The sequence below is a fragment of the Aestuariicoccus sp. MJ-SS9 genome, from assembly GCF_032586235.1.
Taxonomy (GTDB): Bacteria; Pseudomonadota; Alphaproteobacteria; order Rhodobacterales; family Rhodobacteraceae; genus Aestuariicoccus.
The window spans coordinates 11,991-34,468 of the sequence record NZ_JAWHTD010000039.1 but is presented as its reverse complement, the minus strand read 5'-3'; the positions used below and the strand labels follow the sequence as shown (position 1 = coordinate 34,468).

General features: G+C 65.4%; 19 protein-coding genes. 12 read left to right on the top strand and 7 right to left on the bottom strand.

Translation table 11 applies throughout. The annotated features are described in order from the left end of the window. Window positions 1-99: 99 nt before the first annotated feature. From argC to RXV88_RS18935, 4 genes are all read right to left on the bottom strand, one after another. Window positions 100-1,128 (bottom strand): N-acetyl-gamma-glutamyl-phosphate reductase, encoded by a 1,029-nt coding sequence (argC, locus tag RXV88_RS18950; RefSeq protein WP_316295072.1) that lies wholly within the window; start codon window positions 1,126-1,128, stop codon window positions 100-102. A 37-nt stretch (window positions 1,129-1,165) separates the two neighbouring features. Beyond that, a complete protein-coding gene (murI, locus tag RXV88_RS18945; protein WP_316295071.1) occupies window positions 1,166-1,978 on the bottom strand; it encodes a glutamate racemase in 813 nt (270 codons plus the stop codon). A gap of 25 nt (window positions 1,979-2,003) precedes the next feature. Continuing rightward, entirely contained in the window at window positions 2,004-2,891 is an 888-nt protein-coding gene (locus RXV88_RS18940) for a lysophospholipid acyltransferase family protein (RefSeq protein WP_316295070.1), read from the bottom strand. Between the two features lie 82 nt (window positions 2,892-2,973). Beyond that, on the bottom strand, window positions 2,974-6,396 hold the full coding sequence (locus RXV88_RS18935) for an indolepyruvate ferredoxin oxidoreductase family protein (protein ID WP_316295069.1): 3,423 nt from the start codon (window positions 6,394-6,396) through the stop codon (window positions 2,974-2,976). Window positions 6,397-6,561: 165 nt separating this feature from the next. Here RXV88_RS18935 and RXV88_RS18930 point away from each other — a divergent pair, with 165 nt between their 5' ends. From RXV88_RS18930 to purL, 3 genes are all read left to right on the top strand, one after another. Continuing rightward, window positions 6,562-7,467 (top strand): LysR family transcriptional regulator, encoded by a 906-nt coding sequence (locus tag RXV88_RS18930; protein ID WP_316295073.1) that lies wholly within the window; start codon window positions 6,562-6,564, stop codon window positions 7,465-7,467. 232 nt (window positions 7,468-7,699) lie between these two features. Continuing rightward, window positions 7,700-8,266 carry a DUF6151 family protein gene (locus tag RXV88_RS18925; RefSeq protein ID WP_316295068.1) on the top strand — a complete coding sequence of 189 codons (567 nt, stop codon included), beginning with the start codon at window positions 7,700-7,702 and terminating at the stop codon, window positions 8,264-8,266. Between the two features lie 59 nt (window positions 8,267-8,325). Continuing rightward, window positions 8,326-10,485, top strand: a complete 2,160-nt coding sequence (gene purL / locus RXV88_RS18920) for a phosphoribosylformylglycinamidine synthase subunit PurL (RefSeq protein ID WP_316295067.1) — start codon at window positions 8,326-8,328, stop codon at window positions 10,483-10,485. A 77-nt stretch (window positions 10,486-10,562) separates the two neighbouring features. Here the strand turns inward: purL and RXV88_RS18915 are convergent, their stop codons facing one another. Continuing rightward, complete coding sequence (locus tag RXV88_RS18915; protein ID WP_316295066.1) at window positions 10,563-11,819, bottom strand: VWA domain-containing protein; 1,257 nt, start codon at window positions 11,817-11,819, stop codon at window positions 10,563-10,565. Between the two features lie 105 nt (window positions 11,820-11,924). Between RXV88_RS18915 and RXV88_RS18910 the strand changes: the two genes are divergently transcribed. After that, on the top strand, window positions 11,925-12,698 hold the full coding sequence (locus RXV88_RS18910; protein ID WP_316295065.1) for a hypothetical protein: 774 nt from the start codon (window positions 11,925-11,927) through the stop codon (window positions 12,696-12,698). After that, window positions 12,622-13,518, top strand: coding sequence for a hypothetical protein (locus RXV88_RS18905; protein ID WP_316295064.1), 897 nt, complete (start codon window positions 12,622-12,624; stop codon window positions 13,516-13,518). The genes RXV88_RS18910 and RXV88_RS18905 overlap by 77 nt, the downstream gene beginning before the upstream one ends. A 69-nt stretch (window positions 13,519-13,587) precedes the next feature. Here the strand turns inward: RXV88_RS18905 and RXV88_RS18900 are convergent, their stop codons facing one another. Continuing rightward, complete coding sequence (locus RXV88_RS18900; RefSeq protein ID WP_316295063.1) at window positions 13,588-14,496, bottom strand: MoxR family ATPase; 909 nt, start codon at window positions 14,494-14,496, stop codon at window positions 13,588-13,590. A 274-nt stretch (window positions 14,497-14,770) separates the two neighbouring features. Here RXV88_RS18900 and RXV88_RS18895 point away from each other — a divergent pair, with 274 nt between their 5' ends. The 7 genes from RXV88_RS18895 (at window position 14,771) to RXV88_RS18865 (ending at window position 22,185) form a co-directional block, all read left to right on the top strand. Then, window positions 14,771-14,977, top strand: coding sequence for a cold-shock protein (locus RXV88_RS18895; RefSeq protein WP_316295062.1), 207 nt, complete (start codon window positions 14,771-14,773; stop codon window positions 14,975-14,977). Between the two features lie 262 nt (window positions 14,978-15,239). Next, a complete protein-coding gene (locus RXV88_RS18890; protein WP_316295061.1) occupies window positions 15,240-16,265 on the top strand; it encodes a glycosyltransferase family 2 protein in 1,026 nt (341 codons plus the stop codon). Next, window positions 16,262-16,897: a hypothetical protein gene (locus tag RXV88_RS18885; RefSeq protein ID WP_316295060.1), complete on the top strand. Its 636-nt coding sequence runs from the start codon at window positions 16,262-16,264 to the stop codon at window positions 16,895-16,897. The genes RXV88_RS18890 and RXV88_RS18885 overlap by 4 nt, the downstream gene beginning before the upstream one ends. After that, window positions 16,897-19,269, top strand: a complete 2,373-nt coding sequence (locus RXV88_RS18880; RefSeq protein ID WP_316295059.1) for a glycosyltransferase family 2 protein — start codon at window positions 16,897-16,899, stop codon at window positions 19,267-19,269. Before RXV88_RS18885 ends, RXV88_RS18880 begins: the two co-directional genes overlap by 1 nt. Before the next feature lies 1 nt (window position 19,270). Then, the gene (locus RXV88_RS18875; protein WP_316295058.1) at window positions 19,271-19,972 is read left to right on the top strand and encodes an FkbM family methyltransferase; all 702 of its coding nucleotides are present in this window, start codon (window positions 19,271-19,273) and stop codon (window positions 19,970-19,972) included. A gap of 109 nt (window positions 19,973-20,081) precedes the next feature. Further along, on the top strand, window positions 20,082-21,128 hold the full coding sequence (locus RXV88_RS18870; protein WP_316295057.1) for a glycosyltransferase family 2 protein: 1,047 nt from the start codon (window positions 20,082-20,084) through the stop codon (window positions 21,126-21,128). Window positions 21,129-21,255: 127 nt separating this feature from the next. Further along, window positions 21,256-22,185 carry a phosphoadenosine phosphosulfate reductase gene (locus RXV88_RS18865; RefSeq protein ID WP_316295056.1) on the top strand — a complete coding sequence of 310 codons (930 nt, stop codon included), beginning with the start codon at window positions 21,256-21,258 and terminating at the stop codon, window positions 22,183-22,185. On the opposite strand, the gene RXV88_RS18860 is transcribed toward RXV88_RS18865, so the two are convergent. After that, a complete protein-coding gene (locus RXV88_RS18860) occupies window positions 22,186-22,461 on the bottom strand; it encodes a hypothetical protein (protein ID WP_316295055.1) in 276 nt (91 codons plus the stop codon). Window positions 22,462-22,478 lie beyond the last annotated feature (17 nt).

The following is a 22,478-nucleotide window of genomic DNA, read 5'->3' as shown; positions in this document are numbered from 1 at the left end:
CCCCCCCCCCCCCCCCCCCCCCCCCCCCCCCCCCCCCCCCCCCCCCCCCCCCCCCCCCCCCCCCCCCCCCCGGTCGGGCGCGTCAGCGCCCGAAACCGATCACGGGAAACACGGCGCCAGCATCAGCCCGGCGGTCTCTTCCTCGCCCAGCATCAGGTTGGCGTTCTGCACCGCCTGCCCCGACGACCCCTTGGTCAGATTGTCCAGCGCCGCCACCACGATGGCCCGCCCGGCAATCCTGTCGCCGGTCACGCCGATATGGCAAAAGTTCGATCCGCGCACATGATGCGTCGAGGGCGTCTCGCCCATGGGCAGCACCTCGAGGAACGGCTCGTCAGCATAGGCCGTCCGCAATGCGCCATGCACCGCCGCCGGATCGCCCGTCACATAGGCCGTGGCCAGAATGCCCCGGTTCATCGGCACAAGGTGCGGCGTGAACTGAATCCTGACCTCGCGCCCGGCAACGGCGCTGAATTCCTGGTCGAATTCGCCCAGATGCCGATGTGTGCCGCCGACCGCATAGGCGTTGGCGCCCTCCGACATCTCGGCATGCAGCAGGTTTTCCTTCAGCGACCGTCCCGCGCCGGACACGCCGCATTTCAGGTCGAGGATGATGTCCTCGAGCCCGATCACCCCGCCCGCGATCAGCGGGCGCAGCATGAACTGCCCGGTCGCGGCATTGCAGCCGGTCCCGGCCACCAGCCGCGCCCCGGCGATCTCGGCGCGGTAGAACTCGGTCAGGCCGTAAACCGCCTCTTTCTGCATTTCGGTGGCGGCATGGGGGTTGCCGTACCATTTGGCATAGGCCTCGGGGTCGCGCAGCCGGAAGTCCGCCGAAAGATCGACGATTCTAAGCGTCTCGGGCAGTTTCGAGATCACTTCCTGGCTGGTCTTGTGCGGCAGGGCGCAGAAACACAGGTCGATCCCAGAGAAATCGATCTCCTCCCAGGTCACCAGGTCTGGCAGGTCGAGATGGCGCAGATGCGGAAACACCGCCCCCAGCGGCTTGCCGGCCTTGGAATTGGCCGCGAGCGCCGCGATGCGGAAAGACGGATGGGTGGCGATAAGCCGGATAAGCTCGGCGCCGGTATAGCCGGACGCGCCGATGATGGCGATATTGTAGGTCATTTCGATAAGCCTCGGATAATCAGGGCAAAAAGTCGGATCAGGCGGAGATGAACGAGATTTCTCGTCGCAAGAATTGCGTCGCGTGGCCGGACACCCGGCGCGGATCGCCCGTGGTCAGGAACATCGCGTCAGAGCCGCTGCCGTACATATCCGGATGCCGTTTCAGGTAGTCCGCCAGCGCATCCGCCACCAGATTGGCCTGGCTGTAGACCGCCACCTCGGGCCCCAGCGCGTCCTGAAAGACCTCTTGCATCAGCGGGTAATGGGTGCAGCCCAGGATCGCCGCCTCCGGATCGGGCATCTTGCGCTTGAGCGCGTCCACATGGCTGCGCACCAGCGCCTCGGCCAGGATCATGTCGCCTTCCTCGATGGCGTCGACCAGCCCGCCGCAGGCCTGCGCCTCGACATCGACGCCGATGGCGCGGAAGGCCAGCTCGCGCTGGAAGGCGCGGCTGCGCACGGTCGCGGGCGTGGCGAAAAGCGCCACGTGTTTCACCGCCACTTCGCGCGGCGGGGAATTGTCGCCCCAGCGCCGTTCGGTCAGCGCTTCGATCAGCGGCACGAAGACCCCCAGCACCCGCTTGTCGCGCGGCACCCAGCTTTCCTGCATCCGCCGCAGCGCCGCCGCCGAGGCGGTGTTGCAGGCCAGGATCACCAGATCGCAGCCCGCCGCGAAAAGCCGTTCGGTCGCGGCGACGGTCAACTCATAGACATCGTCCGCATCGCGCACGCCGTAGGGCGCATGGGCGTTGTCGCCGAAATAGACGAAGGGCACGTCTGGCAGCCGTCTGGTGACGGCATCCAGAACGGTCAGCCCGCCCAGCCCCGAATCGAACACGCCAACGGCCATGCTGTCACCCTTTCCGGCGCGCGCCCTACCGGCCGCGCCGCTTGTGCCTTTCTTCGAATTCGAACCCATACCCGATGGATTCGAACGGTCGTGGAGACAGCTCATACGTCGCTTTGCGCAGGAAATCCATCATCGCGCGCGGGTCTTTTTCCCTGGCCTGCAGCGTGGTCGGATCGATGGGTTCGCCGATGGCCACGCGCACCGGCGTGTCGACCCTCTTGCGGAACTCCTTGATCAGCAGGCCAAGCCGCAGGGTCGTGTGCAGATGGCTGGCCAGCTGAAAGAGCCGGCTGGTGTGCCCGTCGAAATAGACCGGCACCACAGCCGCGCCCGACCGCGCCAGCATCTTGGCGGTGAAACTGCGCCAGCCGGGGTCCATGGGCCGGGCAAAGGGCGTGACGGCGGTGGACACGGTGCCGCCCGGGAAGATGCCGACACAGCCGCCCTGGCCGAGATAACGCAGCGCCGCGCGCCGCGTCTCCAAGTTCTGCTGCACCGCCTCGCGGGTTTCGTCGAAGCTGACGGGCAGGATGATCCGGTCCAGCTCTGCCGCCTTGCGGAAGACCTGATGCGCCAGGATCCGGAAATCGCCACGCGCGATCGACAGGATATGGCCCAGCATCAGCCCGTCGAGGATGCCGTAGGGATGGTTGGCGATGACGATCAGCGGGCCGTCCTTCGGCAGATTGCCGAGGTTGCCCGCGATCACCTCAAGCTCGAGCCCGTAGCGTGCCACCATCACCTGCCAGAAATCGCGGCCTTGCGCGATCTCGTCCTCATAACCCTCGGCCCGGCGGATCAGGGCCAGCCGTCCGGTGGCGTTCTCCATCAGGCGGATCATCGCCCGTCCGCCACGGGTCTGGGCGGAATGGGCGTAAGAGATGTCACGCGCGGCGTGGTGGTGTCCGGTCATGCGCGGCGTCCTTCGGGTCTGGCCTCGTCCTGCCTCTATGTGACGGGAAGGTAAAGACCGTATGACAGCGGGCCCGGACCCGTCATTCCGCCGCTTTCGACAGCACCTCGGGGCCTGTGCGAAGGGCCGCCAGCAGCTCTTCGCGCCGCTTCGCCGCTTTCTCTTCGTTGGCCTGTTTCACGGGGCCGAAGCCACGGATCTGCAACGGCAATTCCGCCAGCGCCACCAGCGCGTCCATGCGTTCGGGCGTGGCCTTGGGCAACCATTCGGCCAAGTCGGCCTCGTATTGCCGGATCAGCGCGCGTTCCATGCGCCGCTCTTCGGTGCGCCCGAACGGGTCGAACGGTGTGCCCCGCAGCACCTTCATCCGCGCCAGCAGACCGAAGGCCTTCAGCATCCCCGGCCCGTATTGCTTTTTCACCGGGCGCCCGTCGGAACCGGTCTTGGACAAGAGCGGCGGGGCCAGATGGAAGGTCGGGGTCAGGTCGCCGCCGAACTGCTCGCGCGCCTTGGCCATGGTGTCGAGATGCAGGCGCGCGACCTCGTATTCGTCCTTGTAGGCCAGAAGCTTATGATAGCCTTTCGCCACCGCCTCTTGCAGCCGCGTATCGGCGATGCCGTCCAGCATTCGGCGATAACGCTTGGCCAGCCGCTTGCCCTGGTACTTGATCAGATGATCGGCGCGGAAAGCGATCTTTTCGTCCAGCGTTTTCGGCAATTGCACCACTTTGGGCGCCAGCATCGCCGCGGCCTCGTCCTTGTGCAGCACCGCCCAGCGGCCGATCTCGAAGGCGCGTTTGTTGCGGTCTGGCGCGGCGCCGTTGAGCTCGATCGCCTGCATGATCGCCTCGTGACTCAGCGGCACGAGGCCGTTCTGCCAGGCGGCACCCAAAAGCATCATGTTGGAAAAGATCGAATCGCCCAGGGTCAGCCGCGCCAGTTCCGACGCGTCGAAAAGCGCCAGACGGTCCTGAAGCCGCGCCTGAAGAGCGACCTGCAACCTATCGGTCGGCAAGGAAAATTCGGTGTCCCGGGTGAAATCCCCGGTGATGATCTCATGCGCGTTCACGACGCCGCCGGTGCGCCCGGTCTTCATCAGGCCCAGCGTCTTGGCCCCGGCGCTGACCACCAGATCGCCGCCGATCAGCGCATCCGCTTCGCCGGTGGCCACGCGGATGGCGCTGATGTCCTCGGGTGCTTTGGCCAGTCGCAGGTGGATATGCACCGCGCCGCCCTTTTGGGCGAGCCCCGCCATCTCCATCATGCCGGCGCCCTTGCCGTCGATCTGGGCGGCCTGCGCCAGCACCGCACCGATGGTCACCACGCCGGTGCCGCCGACCCCGGTGACGACGACGTTCCAGGTGCCGTCGATCTGCGGCAGATCGGGCGCGGGCAGATGCGGCAGGTCCAGCGCCGCCGTTTCGACCTTTTTCGGCTGCGCGCCCTGCAAGGTGACGAACGACGGGCAAAACCCCTTGAGACAAGAGAAATCCTTGTTGCAGCTCGACTGGTCGATGGCCCGCTTGCGGCCCAGCTCGGTCTCGACCGGAACGATGGAGACGCAGTTCGACTGCACGCCGCAATCGCCACAGCCCTCGCAGACATCGGTATTGATAAAGACGCGCTTGTCGATATCCGGAAAGGTGCCGCGCTTGCGGCGGCGGCGTTTCTCGGCGGCGCAGGTCTGCACGTAGATGATCACCGAAACGCCGTCGACCTCGGTCATCTCGCGCTGCACCCGGTCCATTTCGGCGCGTTCATGCAGGGGGACGCCGGCGGGGAAGCTGGCCTTGTCGATGTCTTCCTTCTCGTCATAGACCACCGCGATGGTGCCGATCCCCATCGCCTTCAGCTCGGCGGCGATGCGCTGCGGGGTCAGCCCGCCTTCGTTCTTCTGCCCGCCAGTCATGGCGACAGCGTCGTTGAAGAGGATCTTGTAGGTGATCTTGGTCCCCGCCGCCTGCGCGGCGCGGATCGCCTGAACGCCCGAATGGTTGTAGGTGCCGTCCCCGAGGTTCTGGAAGATGTGGTCGCGTTTGGAAAAGAGCGATTCCCCGATCCAGTTCGCCCCTTCGCCGCCCATGTGGGTGTAGCCGACGGTGTTGCGGTCCATCCACTGCACCATGTAGTGGCAGCCGATCCCGGCATAGGCGCGGCTGCCTTCGGGCAGCCTGGTCGAGCTGTTGTGCGGACAGCCCGAGCAGAAGTAGGGCAAGCGCGCCGCGATTTCCTCGGCATTGTCGGCTTTGCGAGCCTCTTCAAGCTGTTGCAGCCCGGCCTTGATGCGATCGGTGCCGCGCCCTTCCGCGACCAGGATGTATCCCAGCCGCTGCGCGATCAGGACCGGATCGAGCGCGCCGCGCGTCGGGAAAAGCTCTTCGCCATGCATCGACCCGGCGCCGCCGCCCTTGTGCCAGCCCCAGACCCGCCGGCCGCGGCGGTCGTCGAATATCGCCTCCTTGATCTGCACCTCGATCAGCTTGCGCTTTTCCTCGACCACGACGATCAGATCGAGCCCCTCGGCCCAGTCGTGAAAGCCGCGCATGTCCAGCGGGAAGGTCTGCCCGACCTTGTAGGTGGTGACCCCCAGCCTTTCGGCCTCGTCCGCGTCGATACCCAGCAGAGACAGCGCATGGACCAGGTCGAGCCAGTTCTTGCCCGCCGCGACAAAGCCGATCTTCGCGCCCGGTTTACCCCAGACCCGCTTGTCGATTTTGTTTGCATGCGCAAAGGCTTCGGCGGCGAACCTCTTGTAGTCGATCATCCGCGCCTCCTGCGCGGCGGGGGTGTCGAGCACGCGGATGTTCAGCCCGCCCTCGGGCATATCGAACTCGGGCGTGACCAGCTGCATCCGGTCGATGCGGCCATCGACGACCGCCGTCGCCTCGACCGTGTCCTTCATCGTCTTGAGCCCGACCCAGAGCCCGGAAAAGCGCGAGAGCGCATAGCCATAGATGCCGTAATCGATGATCTCCTGCACGCCCGCCGGCGACACCACCGGCATGTAGGCATCGACCATCGCCCATTCGGACTGGTGCAGCACGGTCGAGGATTCGCCGGTGTGATCGTCGCCCATCGCCATGATGACGCCGCCATGGGGCGAGGTGCCGGCCATGTTGACATGCCGCATCACGTCGCCCGAGCGGTCCACCCCCGGCCCCTTGCCGTACCAGAGCCCGAAGACCCCGTCGTACTTGCCTTCGCCGCGCAGCTCGGCCTGTTGCGACCCCCAGAGCGCCGTGGCCGCCAGATCCTCGTTCAGCCCTTCCTTGAAGGTGACGTCGGCGGCGGCCAGCTGCTTGGCCGCGCGAATCATCTGCAGATCGACCGCCCCCAGCGGGGAGCCGCGATAGCCCGTCACGAAGCCTGCTGTGTTCAGCCCCACTGCGGTATCGCGGGCCTTTTGGGTCAGCATCAGCCGCACCAGCGCCTGCGTGCCATTCAGCAGGACCTGATCCTTGGACAGGTCGAAACGGTCGTTCAGGGAAATCTGCTGCTTGCTCATGCCGCGCCTCCCAACGCTGAATTGTCTTGCCTGCGCTGCATTTTAGGTCATAAATGCTGACCTGCACAGGGTATTTTTAAGGATTGCGGGTGTTTTCGCCATGTTAGCGTTCAAACCCGAACAATCGTCATATATGTGTTAGCAAAACTTATGAAAGTTGCCGGAATGGATTGGGACAAGCTTAGAATATTTCACGCCGTCGCCGATGCCGGCAGCCTGACCCATGCCGGCGACGCGCTGCATCTGTCGCAATCCGCGGTCAGCCGACAAGTTCGCGCGCTGGAGGAATCGCTCAACACGACGCTCTTTCACCGCCACGCCCGCGGGCTGATCCTGACCGAACAAGGCGAGCTGCTGTTCGACGCCACCTCTTCGATGGTCAAACGCATCGACGCCGCCACCGCGCGCATCCGCGACAGCGAAGAGGAGGTCTTTGGCGAATTGCGCGTCACCACCACCTTCGGTTTCGGCGCGCTCTGGCTGGCCCCGCGCCTGACCAAGCTTTACGAAAAATACCCCGACCTCAACATCGACCTGATGCTCGAGGAACGGGTGCTGGACCTGCCCATGCGCGAGGCGGACGTCGCCATCCGGATGAAGGAACCCAGCCAGGCCGACCTCATCCGTAAACGGCTGATGAGCGTGCGCATGCGGCTCTACGCCTCGCCCGAATATCTTGCCGAAAGGGGCGCGCCGGAAACCATCGAGGACATCCACCGCCACCGCCTGATCTGCCAGAACACGCGGGCCGCGCAAGTTGGTGCCGGTCTGCAGCTTGTGCAAGAGCTTTTGACCCATGACATCCAGTCAACCCTGACGGTGAACAACTATTTCGGCGTGCTTCAGGCGGTGATCTCGAACCTCGGGATCGGCGTGCTGCCCGACTACATCATCGAGGATTTCCCGTCGGTCGTGCGCGTTCTGCCAGACATCGAATCCGTCGAAGTCCCTGTTTTCCTTGCCTATCCCGAAGAGCTGCGGCAATCGAAACGCATCGCGGCGTTCCGCGATTTCGTGCAGGAAGAGATCATCGCGCACCGCAAATCCCTGCGCGCATTGGAGGGAAGTTAGCCGCATCCTGCATGTGATATGCATACAACGCATAACGGAATTGCTGCACCTGCTACCGATTAAATCTTGAACGACTCTAAACTGGGTACTAATTCCGGTTGTGACGGTGAGGCGCTCGCGCTTCACTATCATACCTCCCTGTTGGACTACGGCCGAGCTTTACGCTCGGCCTTTTTTTATCCCGCGCCGGGTGGCACGATGCCCGTGAACGTGTCCGACCGGAGCCCGCCCAATGTCCCGACCAACCGATCTGAGCTGCCGTTGCGGCAAGACGCAATGGCGCATCGCCGCCAGGGCGCGCGGCACCAAGATCAAGTGTTTTTGCGCCGATTGTCAGACCTTTGCGCGCCACTTGCGGGCCGAAGACTGGCTCGACGACGCGGGCGGCACGACGATCTTCCATACCGTCCCGCACAATCTGACCTTCACCGGGGGCCTTGAAAACCTCGAGGTGCTGCGGTTGTCGCCGAAAGGCGCGCTGCGCTGGTACGCGGCCTGCTGCGGCACGCCCATCGGCAACACGCTGGCCACGCCGGCGGTGCCTTTCCTGGGGGCGATTCTGCCCGCCGACTCCCCCGACCTCGGCAAGATCCGAGCAGAGGTTCAGACAACCCACGCGCGAAAACCGGTAAAGGAACACGGCTTCGCCCGCACCGGTCTGGGCATCGTCCTGCGCGCGCTCGGCGCGCGGCTGGCCGGAAAACATCGCGAAACCCCGCTCTTCGATGCAAAGGGGGCACCGGTGCGCGCGCCTTTCGTCCTGACCCGCCAAGAGCGCAAGGCGGCGCGGCCCAGCTAGCCCTTTTCACCGCATCCCCCATGGCTTAAAGAGCGCGCAAGCCATCACAGGGGGACGACATGCAGGAACCGGCGATCACCGACGATCTGATCGAGGCGCACGGGATCAAGCCCGACGAATACGCCGAAATCCTGCGGATCCTGAACCGCGAACCGACCTTCACGGAACTGGGCATCTTCTCGGCGATGTGGAACGAGCATTGTTCCTACAAGTCCTCGAAAATCCATCTGCGCAAGCTGCCTACGACCGGCCCGCAGGTCATCTGCGGCCCCGGCGAGAACGCCGGCGTCGTGGATATCGGCGACGGTCAGGCGGTGGTCTTCAAGATGGAGAGCCACAACCACCCCTCGTATATCGAGCCTTACCAGGGGGCAGCGACCGGTGTGGGCGGCATCCTGCGCGATGTATTTACCATGGGCGCGCGGCCCATCGCGGCGATGAACTCGCTGAGCTTTGGGGAAAAGGACCACCCCAAGACGCGCCAGCTGGTGCATGGCGTGGTCGAGGGCGTGGGCGGCTATGGCAACGCCTTCGGCGTGCCTACCGTGGGCGGCGAGGTGCGTTTTCACCCCGCCTATAACGGCAACTGCCTGGTCAACGCCTTTGCCGCGGGTCTCGCGGATGCGGACAAGATCTTTTACTCGGCCGCCTCGGGCGTGGGCCGCCCCGTGGTCTATCTCGGCGCCAAGACGGGGCGCGACGGGGTCGGCGGCGCGACCATGGCCAGCGCCGAATTCGACGAGAGCATCGAGGAAAAGCGCCCCACGGTGCAGGTGGGCGACCCCTTCACCGAAAAGCGCCTGATGGAGGCGACGCTGGAGCTGATGCAGACCGGCGCGGTGATCTCGATCCAGGACATGGGGGCGGCGGGGCTGACCTGCTCGGCGGTGGAAATGGGCGACAAGGGCGATCTGGGCGTGCGGCTCGATCTGGAGAAGGTGCCCTGCCGCGAGCCCGGCATGACCGCCTACGAGATGATGCTGTCGGAAAGCCAAGAACGCATGCTGATGGTGCTCGACCCGGCCAAAGAGGCCGAGGCCAAGGCGGTGTTCGACAAGTGGGATCTGGATTTCGCCATCGTCGGCGAAACCATCGACGAAGACCGCTTCCTGATCGTTCATAATGGCGAGGTGAAGGCCGATCTGCCGCTCAAGGCGCTGTCGGGCAACGCGCCGGAATACGACCGCCCCTGGGTGCCCTCGGAAGCGGCCCAGCCGCTAGAGGACGTGCCGCAGGTCGATCCGCTGGACGCGCTGCGCGCGCTGGTCGCCTCGCCCAATTACTGCGCCCGCGAATGGGTCTACGAGCAATACGACAGCCAGGTGATGGCGGACACGATGCGCATCCCCGGCTTCGGCGCGGGCGTGATCCGGGTGCACGGGACCGAAAAGAAGCTGGCCTTCACCTCGGACGTGACGCCGCGCTATGTGCGCGCCAACCCGGTCGAGGGCGGCAAGCAGGCGGTGGCCGAGGCGTTCCGCAATCTCTGCGCCGTGGGCGCGACGCCGCTTGCGACGACCGACAACCTGAACTTCGGCAACCCCGAAAAGCCCGAGATCATGGGTCAGTTCGTCGGCGCGCTGGACGGGATCGGGCAGGCGTGCCTGGCACTGGATATGCCGATCGTGTCGGGCAACGTGTCGCTTTACAACGAGACCGACGGGCAAGGCATCCTGCCCACGCCGACCATCGGCGCGGTGGGGCTGATCGCGGCCGATGAGGACCCGATCCTGGGGTTCGCCCGGAACGGGCAGATCGCACTGCTGGTCGGCGAAGGCACGGGGCACCTCGGGCAATCGGCGCTGCTGGCCGAGGTGTTCAACCGCGAGGAAGGCGACGCGCCGCAGGTGGACCTGGCCGCCGAGCGCCGCAACGGCGAGTTTATCCGCGCCAACCGCGCCTGGATCGCTTGCTGCACCGACCTGAGCGATGGCGGGCTTGCGCTGGCGGCCTTCGAGATGGCCGAAGCCTCGGGCGTGGGGGTGCAGCTCGACAGCGCCGACACGGCGGCGCTTTTCGGTGAGGATCAGGGACGCTACCTGGTAGCCTGCGATTTCGACGCCGCCGAGGCGCTGATGGTCGCGGCGGGCCGGGCGGGCGTGCCGATTGCCACCGTGGGCCGGTTCGGCGGCGAGGCTGTTCAGATGGGCGGCTCTCAGGCGCCGCTGCAAGAGCTGTCGGCGCTCTACCGCGAGAGTTTCGGCGGCCACTTCGCCTGAGCGGCGGTGCGCGGAGACCGCGCACCCTACGGGGCCGGACGCGACATCGTAGGGTGCGCATTCATGCGCACCGCGCGTTACAGCAGGGCCATGAGCCGGGCTTTTTCGCCCAGATCCTCTGGGCGGGATATGGCGCCTGCGAGATCCTCCAGCGTCTGGATCGAATGGCCGGCGCGGAAGCTGTCCACATGCGGTAGCATCGCGCGGATGCCGGTGGCCTTCGGCGCGAAGCCGTCCCATCTGAGCAACGGATTGAGCCAGATCAGGCGGCGCGCCGATAGGTGCAGCCTTTCCATTTCCTTCTCCAGCGCGCCTGCGTCGTCACGGTCGAGCCCGTCGGTGATCAGCAGCACCACCGCGCCCTGCCCCATCACCCGGCGTGACCAGTCGCGGTTGAAGGCGTGCAGGCATTGGCCGATCCGGGTGCCGCCCTCCCAATCCTGCGCCTCGGCCCCCGCGGCCTTGAGCGCGGCGTCCACGTCGCGCGTCGCCAGGTGGCGGGTGATGTTGGTCAGCCTCGTGCCGAAGGTGAAGGCGTGCACCTTGGCCCAGCCCGCGCCCTTTTCATTGGCCACCGCGTGCAGGAAGTGCAACACCATGCGGCTGTATTGCGACATCGAGCCGGAGATATCGCAGAGCACCACCAGGTTCGGCCAGCGCGGGCGCGGTTTCGCCAGACGGATGTCGCGCAGTTCGCCGCCCTGGCGAAGGGCCGCGCGGATGGTGCGGCGGAAATCCACCCTCTGGCCGCGGTGCGCGGCCATCAGACGGCGCGACTGGATCGGCTTCACCGGCAGTTTAAGCCGCGCCAGCATGCGTTTCGCCTCGGCCATCTCGGCGTTGGACATCTGTTCGAAATCGAGCGTGCGCAGCTTCTCCTCGGCGCTCATGGTCATGGTGCTGTCGATCTCGATCTTCGTCGCCTCGTCCTCGCGCTCCGGCGTGTCTTGGGGCGGTTCGGGCTGCATGCCGTCGAGCAGCGCCTCGGCGGCGCGTTTCTCGGCCGCCTGGGCGATGCGTTCCTCCTGCACGCCGCGCACGGCGGGCAGCATGTAGGACATCATGTGTTCGAGAAACCGCGGATCCCGCCAGTACAGGCGAAAGATCTGGCCGAAGGTCGCGCGGTGTTCGGGGCGGTTGACGAAGCAGGCGTGCAGCGTCCAGTAGAAATCGCGCTTGTCGGTGAAGCCCGCCGCCTCGACCGCGCGGATGGCCTCGATCACCCGGCCTGGCCCCACGGGAAGCCCGGCGCGGCGCAGCGCACGGGCGAAGTGGATCACGTTCTGCGCAAGGCGCGGGTTCTCGGGGATCTCGAGCGGGATGTATTCAGGCATCAGGCCAAACTCGCCGCATGGAGGATTTGCGCAGAAAAAACTCGCCCGAAAGCCGCATGTCTGGTACTTTTTCCATGGTTATTGCGCCAGAGACCCTCCAAAATCATGTTCCCAGTCCAATTCGCCTCTGCCCTCATCGCCATCTTCACGGCAATCATCGGATTTTACGTCACAACGGTGGTCGAGGAAATCCGCTCGGGCGTTGCCATTGTTTATTCCCTGGAAAGATCGCAGCAGACCTCTCGGCTCAAGCTTTACAACGCGTCGCGCACCGCCACGGTTACAAACCTAAAGGTCGCGATGAAATGCGTCGAGGACGACCAAAGTGGCGACTGCTTTGTCGTCGATGAAAACGGGCTGGTGAATGTGTCCCCGCGGTTTTTTGCACCGATCGCGGCGGGCTTGGACCGAAGCAGCATCTTTGCCGATGCCTCGGCGATCCAGGCTGTTGTGGCACTGTCGCCGGGGGCGCGCATAGAATTGTCGGTCGCCTCGAATCCTGCGAACAAAAGCGGTCTTCTGTTCGTGAATTTCCCCGCAACCGCGCCGACGCAAAACGCCGATCAGTCCGGCGCACCCGAGACTGGCCTGCATGCGATTGCCGAAGCGCTGCGTGCTCCGAAAAGCGCGCAGCGCACACCGGTTTTCCTGTCCGGGTCCAGTATTACCGGACGTATGGTGGAACATTACTTTACAACGGTCGCCTGGGCCATGGTGGCGGCGTCGATCCTGTTGGCTTTGACGACGTGTTTCTGGCTGGTCAGTTCGTTCATGGCCGTTTTTGCAAAGAAGGAGACAAAAGATGATGCGGATCAGGCTCCTGCCGCTTTTATTTTCATTCGCGGCCCTTCCGGCTCTGGCGGAGCCGGTCACGGTTAGGGTCTGGGCGGCACGGGACGACTCGGCCCGCCAACCCAACGTCGATGCGCGGATCCAAGTGTTCAAGGATCGCCAGAGAATGGCCGATATCGAACCGAGGATGGAAGGGTATGTGCACATCTTCGAACTGGAAGACTGTACGCCGGATATTGAATTCAAGATCGTCCGGATGTCCTGGCTCTATCAGAAAAATGACAATTTTTTCGATTGCGACACGCCCGAGGTCGTCATAACCGCCCGGATGAACACCTATTTTGCGGCAATTCCGCAAGACTGGCGAAGCATTGACGCAGCGCCGTCGTATGCCGATTATATCGTGCGCGTCGTCGACGTCGATCCGCAGGCCGTCGCCGCACTTGGCGAGACAGGCCTGCGCAATCAGGAAAACATGCTGGCCGCGATGACAAGTGGCGAGATGACCCGGGAAACACTGGGCGTCGTATCGTTTTACGCCAATGAAAACGCAGCCCTGTCCAGGGCCGCCGATATTCCCGATCTTGCCGTGGGCTATGCGACGCTTGCGTACGATTCCGGTTTTCTTGCCATGGGGCTCGAGCCCGCCGGAGAGCAGGTGCCGTTGGTGGCGAGCGATCCGTTGCAGGGCATTCCGGTCGTGACGCCGTCCGGGGCGGTTGTGCTCAGGTCCTACAACCGGAATGTGATCGCCGTGGAAACACCCGAATGGACCGGAGAGACCGCACGCAGTCTCAGAAGTCTGTCCGACACCCGGATCGAGTCACGCCCGCCTTACCAGTTCCAGTCGCCGCAACAGCTGGAGTCGATTATCGGAAACCGGTTGGGTACCGGGGTGTTTCGCTAGGGGTCGACACCCTGCCACGCCACATGCGTGCGCCGCGCGAGAGCTTTCCGCCCGGGAAAGGGCGGCGCGTCAGGCCTCGGCAACCGCGGCCTTAGCGTCGTCGAGGATCTTTCTGGCCTCGGAACCCTGGATTTTCTGGATGTCGTCCTGGTATTTCAAGAGCGCGCCCAGGGTGTCCGAGATCACCTCGGGCGAAAGGTCGATCACGTCGAGCGCCAACAGGCATTTGGCCCAGTCGATGGTTTCGGCCACACCGGGCTTTTTGAAGATGTCCTCGGTGCGCAGGCGCTGGACGAAGGCCACCACCTCGCGGCTGAGGGTTTCGGCGGCCTCGGGCGCGCGGGATTGCAGGATTTCGACCTCGCGCGCAAAGCTGGGGTAATCGACCCAGTGATAGAGACAGCGGCGTTTCAGCGCGTCGTGCACCTCGCGCGTGCGGTTCGAGGTCAGGATGACGATGGGCGGCTCGGGCGCCTTGATCGTGCCCAGCTCGGGGATGGTGACCTGGAAATCCGACAGCGCCTCGAGCAGGAAGGCCTCGAAGGGTTCGTCGGTGCGGTCCAGTTCGTCGATGAGCAGAACCGGCGCGCCGTGCTCGTCCGGGCGCATGGCCTGCAAGAGCGGCCGTTCGATCAGGAAATCCGGGCCGAAAAGCTCGCGCGAGAGGATGTCGCGGTCGGCGTTGCCCTCGGCCTCGGCGGTGCGGATGGCGATCATCTGGGCGGGGAAGTTCCATTCGTACACCGCGGACGAGGCATCAAGCCCCTCGTAGCATTGCAACCGGATCAGCCGGCGGCCCAGCGCCTGGGCCAGCGCCTTTGCGATCTCGGTCTTGCCGACCCCGGCCTCGCCTTCCAGAAACAGCGGCCGGCCCAGTTTCAGCGACAGGAACACGACCGTCGCCAGCGCGCGGCTGCACACATAGCCGGTCTCTTCCAGCATCTCCTGAACGGCGTCGATGGATTGTGGTATCTGCATGAAGGTCTCCGGTTGGGGTCCTTGCTGCCCGTCGGGGCGGCGAGGGTCAATAGCGCATAGGTCGCATGGCGGGCGGGGCCGCGGGGCCCACGACAACCCAGCCGCCTTGCACAAGCTCTCTTGCAATCGGCGCGAAACGAACATAAGTAACGCAGGCTAACGTTATTCTTTTTCGACCACTGTCTTCCCTAACACGGCGCGCAGTCTCTCGATCCAGACCGACCACGCCGGGCTGTCACATGATGTGGGCAGCATTTGTTAAGGAGATACGGGAATGGCCACTGGCACCGTAAAATGGTTCAACACGACAAAAGGTTTCGGCTTTATCGCCCCCGACGGCGGCAGCAAGGATGTGTTCGTGCACATCTCTGCGGTCGAGCGCTCCGGGCTGCAGGGCCTGGCCGACGATCAGAAAGTCACCTTTGACATCGAAGCCGGCCGCGATGGCCGCGAGTCTGCGGTGAACCTCGCACTGGCATAAGCCGAAGCGACGATCGACTGAAACGCGGCTCTTGCAAAAGAGCCGCGTTTTTCTTTTGCCCTGCCCCGGACTGCCGCTTTAGCCCCAAGGTGCGGGCAGATCACGGATACACCGATCAGGGCGGCCGATTTTTGCGAAAGATTGACGCCTAACCCCCAAGATGCGATGATTCGCCTAAGGCAGATGTCACGCCGGATCCTACCGGCGGACGCGAAAGAGGCAGTGCGGTGATCCACCCAACCGACCTTGCGGGGGCGCGAATATGCGCATAACCGCCGTGACATGCGTGAAGAACGAGGGCCCGTTCCTGCTGGAATGGATCGCGTTCAACCGTCTTTTGGGTGTGACGGATTTCCTGATCTATTCCAACGATTGCACCGACGGCACCGACCGGCTGCTGGATGCGCTCAGGGCTTACGGCGTGACCCATCTGCCGAACCCCGCCAAGGGCCGCAACTACCAGATGGAAGCGCTGAAACACGCCGCCAAGCAGGAGCTCGTCACGGGCGCCGACTGGGTCTGGGTCGCGGATGTCGACGAGTTCCTCAACATCCATGTGGGCGATCACACGATCCCCGCCCTGATCGAGGCCTGCGGCGATCCGCAGGCGATCAGCGTGACCTTTCAGTTCTTCGCCAACGACGGGGTCAGGGATTTCGCCGATGCGCCGGTCATTGGCCAGTTCACCGGCTCGCACAATCCCGACCTCTGGTGCGCCGAGACCGCGATCGAGGTCAAGACCCTGACCCGGTGCGACTTCCCCCTGCATTATTTCGGCGCGCACCGCCCGTTCTTTCGCGACAAGCTCGACAAGGCGCGCCGCCCGCGCTGGACGGACGCGTCGGGGCGCGGCGTGCCGCACAAGTTCCTGGTGGCGGCCAACCCGCGCCGCATCCGCAAGTTTCCCGCCGCCGGGGCGCGCCGCTTTGCCACGCTGAACCATTACGCGCTGCGCTCGCTCGACAGCTATCTGGTCAAGAACGACCGGGGCGACGTCAACCGCGAGGGGCGGGCCTTTGACGACACCTATTGGCGCGAACGCAACGACCCGGCGTGGGAGGATCGCTCGATCCTGCGCTATCTGCCCGACCTCGACACCGCGCTGGCAGAGATGAAGGACGGCCCGCTGGGCGCCCTGCATGACGAATGCGTGCGCCTGCACCGCGCCAGGCTGGCCGAGCTGATGGCGCAAGAGAGTTATTCCCGGATGTATGCGCATCTGCGCGACCTGCCCGCCCTGCCCCCCGGAGAGGCAGAGCTGATGGCCGATCTGGGGCTGGTAGCATGAGCCTGCAGATCATCAACCTCGGCCTGCCGAAATCGGGCACCACCACGCTGGGCGTGGCGCTGGAAAAGGCCGGTCTCAAGGTGGCCGATTTCAAGATCCGGCGCGGCAAGGCCCCCGTGCCCGGTCTGGCCGGGTCCTTCGTGGCGCGCCAGCTTTACGACGGCTATTTCCAGACCGGCGATCCGCTGACGCGGCTCGGGGGCTTCGATGCGCTGACCGAGATCAGCGTGCTGAACCCGCAGCTCTGCCTCTGGCCACAGACCGATTACGGGCTGATCGACGCGCTCCGCACGCGGCATCCGCAGCTGCGTTTCGTCGCCTCGCGCCGCGACGCGCGGGCGATGTCGGACAGCATGTTGCGCTGGTCCGATCTGGGCACCGACCGCCTGCCCCGGGGGCAAATCCCCGGCCTGCCGCGCGGCTATGGCGACACCACGCTAGAGCGGGTGCAGTGGATCGAGGCGCATCACGCCTTCCTGCGCTGCGTCTTTGCCGGCGACGACCGCTTTCTGGAATACGACACCGCCGACCCCGAGGCCCCCGCCAAGCTCTCGGCTCATCTGGGTCTGACCCTGCCCTGGTGGGGAAAGGCGAACGAGAACACCTCGTTCCGCGCCAGAGGGGCGGCGTGATGCGGATCTATCTGCATATCGGGCCGGACGGCCCCGCATCAGACCGGTTGCAACGGGTGCTCGACGCCAAGCGCGACCAGCTGGCGGGCAAAGGCGTGCTCTATGCCCGCAGCCCGGGCGCGCGCAATCATACACGGGTGTTCATGGCGGTGACGGACGCGGTGGACAGCCTGCGCTTCAACCGCGGCTTCATCGCGCCGGAAAAGCAGCAGATGCTTTTCGACGAGGTGCAGCGCGGGCTGATGGCCGAGGTCGCGCGCGTGCAGCCCGACACGCTGATCCTCTCGGCGCATCAGCTGGGCGCCACGCTGTCTGGACGCGACGAAATCGCCCGGCTCAAGGCGCTGCTGGCGCCGCTCTCGGACGACATCCGCATCGTCGCCCATGTGGACGACCCCGCGCGTCTGGCCGTCCGCCGCTACGCCGCGCAACTGCTCGAAGGGCGCGCGCAGTCGCTGGCGCTGGAGCTGGGGCTGCTCGATGCCGACAACTGGTGGGACGCGGCCCTGGCCACCCGCCCCGACCCCGACCCGCAGAGCGGCCAGTTCGGCGAGGTGCAGGGCGCGATGTTCTGGCTGGATTATGCACGGCTGGTGCAGGAATGGGACGCGGTCTTTGGCCCCGGGGCCACCCGGCTGCGCAGCCTCGACCTGGGCAGCCTCTATTCCGAGGCCGCCACCGAAGAGCTGCGCGCGGCCTTCGACATTGCCGACACCATCGGCAAAGCCGAGCCCGAAACGCTCCCCGCTCCGCCCTCCGCCGCCTGGATGACCCGTTGCCGGATGATGAACGACGCGATCCTGCGGCTGCTGGCGCGGGGCGACGCGATCCTGCCCCGCCAGCTCTGGCGCAAGTTCCTGGGCGAAATCAAAGTCCATGGCGATCCGATCGCGCCGGGCAGCCTCTCGGCCCTGTCTTTGCGGTTCGAAAAGGACATCAAGGCGCTGGCTGCGGACCATCCCGGGCTCGACCCGGCGGCGATGAAACGCGACCGCAAACGCCCCGACTGGTCCGAGGCCGACCCGACGCTGGGCTTCCGCGCCACGCAATACCTGATGGCCTTCCGCTGGCGCATCCAGCAGGCCACCAAAGAGGAACGCGCCATCAAGGCCGCCGACCTCACCACCCTGTCGAAGACGCCCGCAAGGGCGGATGAGACGCCCGCCGATTCGGATGTCGACACCATCCTCACGCCCACGGCCCGCGAATTGATGCCGCCGCTGGCGAAACAGAACTTCCTCAAACTGCAACGCAGCACCTTCGCCCCGCACAACCGCCTGGGCCACGTCAACGAAGAAGCGCTCGCCGCGGCCTATCCCCCCGCCCCGCCCCGCGTCCTGCCCGCGGGCAGCTCGGGCAACGTCATCGTCGGCTGCATGAAGAACGAGGCGCCCTATATCCTCGAATGGATCGCCTATCACCGCGCCATCGGCGTCGACGACTTCCTGATCTACACCAACGGTTGCGAGGACGGCACGTCCGAACTCCTGGACCGGCTGCAGGCGATGGGCGTGCTCCAGCACCGCAACAACGACGACTGGAAAGGCAATTCGCCCCAACAGCACGCACTCAACAACGCGCTCAAGGAACCGGTGATCCGCAACGCCGACTGGATCATCCATATCGACGTCGACGAATTCATGAACATCCGCTGCGGCAACGGCACGCTCGACGATTTCTTCGAACGCGTGCCCGACGCGACCAACGTGGCGATGACCTGGAGGCTCTTCGGGCACAACGGTGTGCACCGGCTGGCCGACGAATTCGTCATCGACCAGTTCGACACCTGCGCGCCGAAATACTGCCCCAAGCCGCATACGGTCTGGGGCTTCAAGACCATGTTCCGCAACATCGGCGCCTATCAGAAAATCAGCTGCCACCGCCCGAACAAACTGTCAGAAGCCTTTGAATCCAAGGTGAAATGGGTCAACGGCTCGGGCCTCGACATGACCCATGAGGTGGCCAAGAACGGCTGGCGCAACTCCAAGAAGACCATCGGCTACGATCTCTTGCAGCTCAACCACTACGCCCTTCGCTCGGCGGAATCCTTCCTGATCAAACGCCAGAGGGGCCGGGCGCTGCATGTCGACCGCTCCATCGGGATCAACTACTGGATCCGCATGGACTGGTCGGATTTCCGCGACATCACGATCAAGCGCAACATCCCCCGGGTGCGCGCCGAATACGACCGGCTGATGGCCGACCCGCAGGTGGCCGAATGGCACACCAAAGGCCTCGACTGGCACCGCGCCAAGGCGGCCGAACTGCACGGCATGCCAGAATTCGAAGACCTCTACCAACAGGCACTGAAACTGCGCCTGACCGAAACCGAGCGGGTCGCCTATGCGCTCGCCCTCGATATGGAGAGCTGACATGGACGGCGGACAGATGCGGCAGCGCAGCCCGTTTATCAAATCGCGCGGGCTGAAGATCCCCAAACACCCCGAGATCACCACCGGCCGGGTGCGCGGCGCCCTGCGCGAGGGGCTTTATGAGCGCAAGGAATGCGACGCGGTCATGCGCGTGGTGAACGAGGGCGACACCGTGCTCGAACTGGGCGGCGGCATCGGCTACATGTCGACGCTGCTGTCGGTGAAAAAGAAGGTCGCTCGCGTGGTCAGCTACGAGGCGAACCCCGCCCTCATCCCCTATATCGCCACGGTGCACGAGGCCAACGGGGTCGAAAATGTCGAGATGCGCAACGCGCTGCTGTCGGCCCAAGCCGGCGATCCAGTCGACTTCCACGTCCGCCGCAATTTCCTCGGCTCTTCGATGGACCGCGACGCCGATCCCGACAGCATCGTCGAGACCGTCAAGATCGCCCAGCACCCGGTCGCCGACGTGCTGGACGACGTCAAACCCGACGTGCTGGTCTGCGACATCGAGGGGGCCGAGGCCGATCTTCTGCCCGCCGGCGACTGGACCGGCCTTCGCGCCGCGATCATCGAACTGCACCCGCAATGGATCGGGCAATCGGGCGTGCAGGCGGTTTTCGACGCGATGCAAAAGGCCGGTCTGACCTATTTCCCCAAGGCCTCCGAGGCCAAGGTCGTGACCTTCCGCAAAGGCTGGTGATCCGGGTCATGCGCCAGACCTCGCGCAACACAGCCCCGGGCCTGACCCGGGGCCTCCACCCCGCCCCCGGCCGGGAGGTCCCGGGTCAAGCCCGGGACTGTGGCGCGCGGTGAGGATCGCGGCGGTCCTCTGCCTGCGCAACGAAGGCGCCTATCTGCTCGACTGGCTGGCGCATCATCTGACCTGCGGGATCACCCATGTGGTGGCGCTGTCGAACGATTGCGACGACGGCACCGACGCCATGCTCGACCGGTTGGCCGAGTTGGGCCATGTCACCCACATCCGCAACGACGGCCCCTACGACAAGGGCGGCATCCAGTTCACCGGGCTGAAACTGGCCGACAAGGCCGCCGCGGTGAAAGACGCCGACTGGCTTTTGCCGCTCGATATCGACGAATTCGTCAATGTCCATGTGGGCGACCGCACCCTGCCCGCGCTCATTGCCGCCCTGCCCGAAGCCGGGGCCATCACCCTGACCTGGCGGCTTTTCGGCAATGCCGGCGTCGTGCGCTACCAAGACACGCCCGTGACGCAGCAATTCACCCACGCGGCCCCGGTGGTCATGCACTGGCCCTGGCGGTCGGCCATGTTCAAGACGCTCTACCGCAACGACCGGACCTACCGGAACCTCGGCGTCCACCGCCCGCGCAACCCGCATCCCGACCGCGTGGCCGCCGCGCGATGGTTCGACGGCGAGGGGCGCGAGCTGGACGATCAGTTCCGCACCCGCCGGATTTTCAGCCCTTACGGCCGCTCCAACTACGGCCTGGCGCAGCTCAACCATTACCCGCTGGGTGCGATGGAAAGCTTCGTTCTCAAGGCCGCGCGCGGGCGGGCCGTGCATTCGGACCACCGGCTTGGGCTCGATTACTGGACCGAGCGGAACTTCAACACCGACGAGGACCGCTCGATCCTGGCCCTGTCCGATCGCGTCGCCGCGCTCCGCGCCGAGCTGGCCGCCGACCCGGAACTGGCGCGGTTGCGCGACGCCGCCGTCGCCTGGCGCAAGGCCGAATTCGACCGGCTGCTGGCCGAAGAGCCTTACCGCGCGCTTTTCGGCCGGCTGCTGATGACCCCGCCCTCGCGCCCGCTGACGCAGGGAGAGGCGGCCTTCCTGATCGGTCACGCCACACGCGCCCGCGACGCCGCCTCCTGACACCACAGCCCCATCCCCGGCCGCATCCGGAATTTTCCCCGGATTTTACACAATTCCGCCTGAATGCCCGGTCATTGTTTCCAAGCTACACGCGCGATCCGTGCGGGATTTGGACAGGCAGGCCAGGATGCAGGACAATAGCGACCTTTCGGCGCTGGATTTGACGGATGTCCCCTGGGACAGCTGGATGGCGCGCGTCTCCGAGGTCGGGGCCGAGCGTGGCTTTGCCGAGGATCTCGGCCCGAAACACCAGGCCATCTTCGTCGAAGACGGCGACACCCTGCTGGTAACCTTCGAAACCTTTCCCGGCATCCAGACCCTGTCGGACACCGGCACGCCGCTGGGCTGGGACATGGTGCAGGCCAAAGGCTGGTCCCATCTCGCGCTGATCTCGACCGCCGACACCTGGTTCCGCGACAACCGGGTCTACGGCTTTTTCGACCAGCTGATCGACGACGGCTTCTTCGACGAATTCGACAATGTGGTCTTCTACGGCGCCGGGCCCTGCGGCTATGCGGCGGCGGCCTTTTCCGTTGCCGCGCCGGGTGCGCGCGTGCTGGTGCTGCAGCCGCAGGCCACGCTCGATCCGCGCACCGCGGAATGGGACCGGCGCTTTCTGCCCATGCGCCGCACCGATTTCACCGAGCGATACGGCTATGCCCCCGACATGCTGGACGCCTCGGACCGGGCCTATGTGCTCTACGATCCGCGCGAACAGCTCGATGCGATGCATTCGGCGCTCTTTGAACGGCGCAACGTTACGCGCTTTCGGCTGCCCTTCATGGGCGACGCGCTCCAGGGCGATCTGATCGAGCTCGACCTGATCGTGCCGCTGCTGACCGCCGCCGCCGACGGGTCGCTCGACACCGCCGGGTTCGCCCGGATGCTGCGGGCGCGACGGGGTCATGCGCCCTATCTGCGCAAATTGCTGGCCCGGCTCGAGGCCGAGGGCCGCCCGCTTCTGGCCGAATGGCTCTGCCGCAACGTGGTCGGCCGCATGAACGCCCCGCGCTTTCGCCGCAAGCTGGAACAGCTGCAGGCCGCGCGGGCGCGCTGATCAGCCCCGCCGGGCCAGGATCGCCTCGCGGATCTCCTGCTGGAAATAGCCCAGCGCCCCGCCCAGGATCAGCATCAGCGGATGGCCCTCCACGTCGAGCAGCGCCAGGAACACCGCCGCCACCGCCAGCATCGCCGCAAAGGCCGCCACCCGGCGGCCCGTGGCGTCGGGCAGGCCCTCCTCTCCAAGCAGGCGCAGCAGCGCCTCGGTCACTTGCGGTTCGGCCGGGCGGGTGGCCCAGCCCGCCGCCGCGGCAAGAATGAGGGTCAGGATCATACGGCACCTCGCCTGTG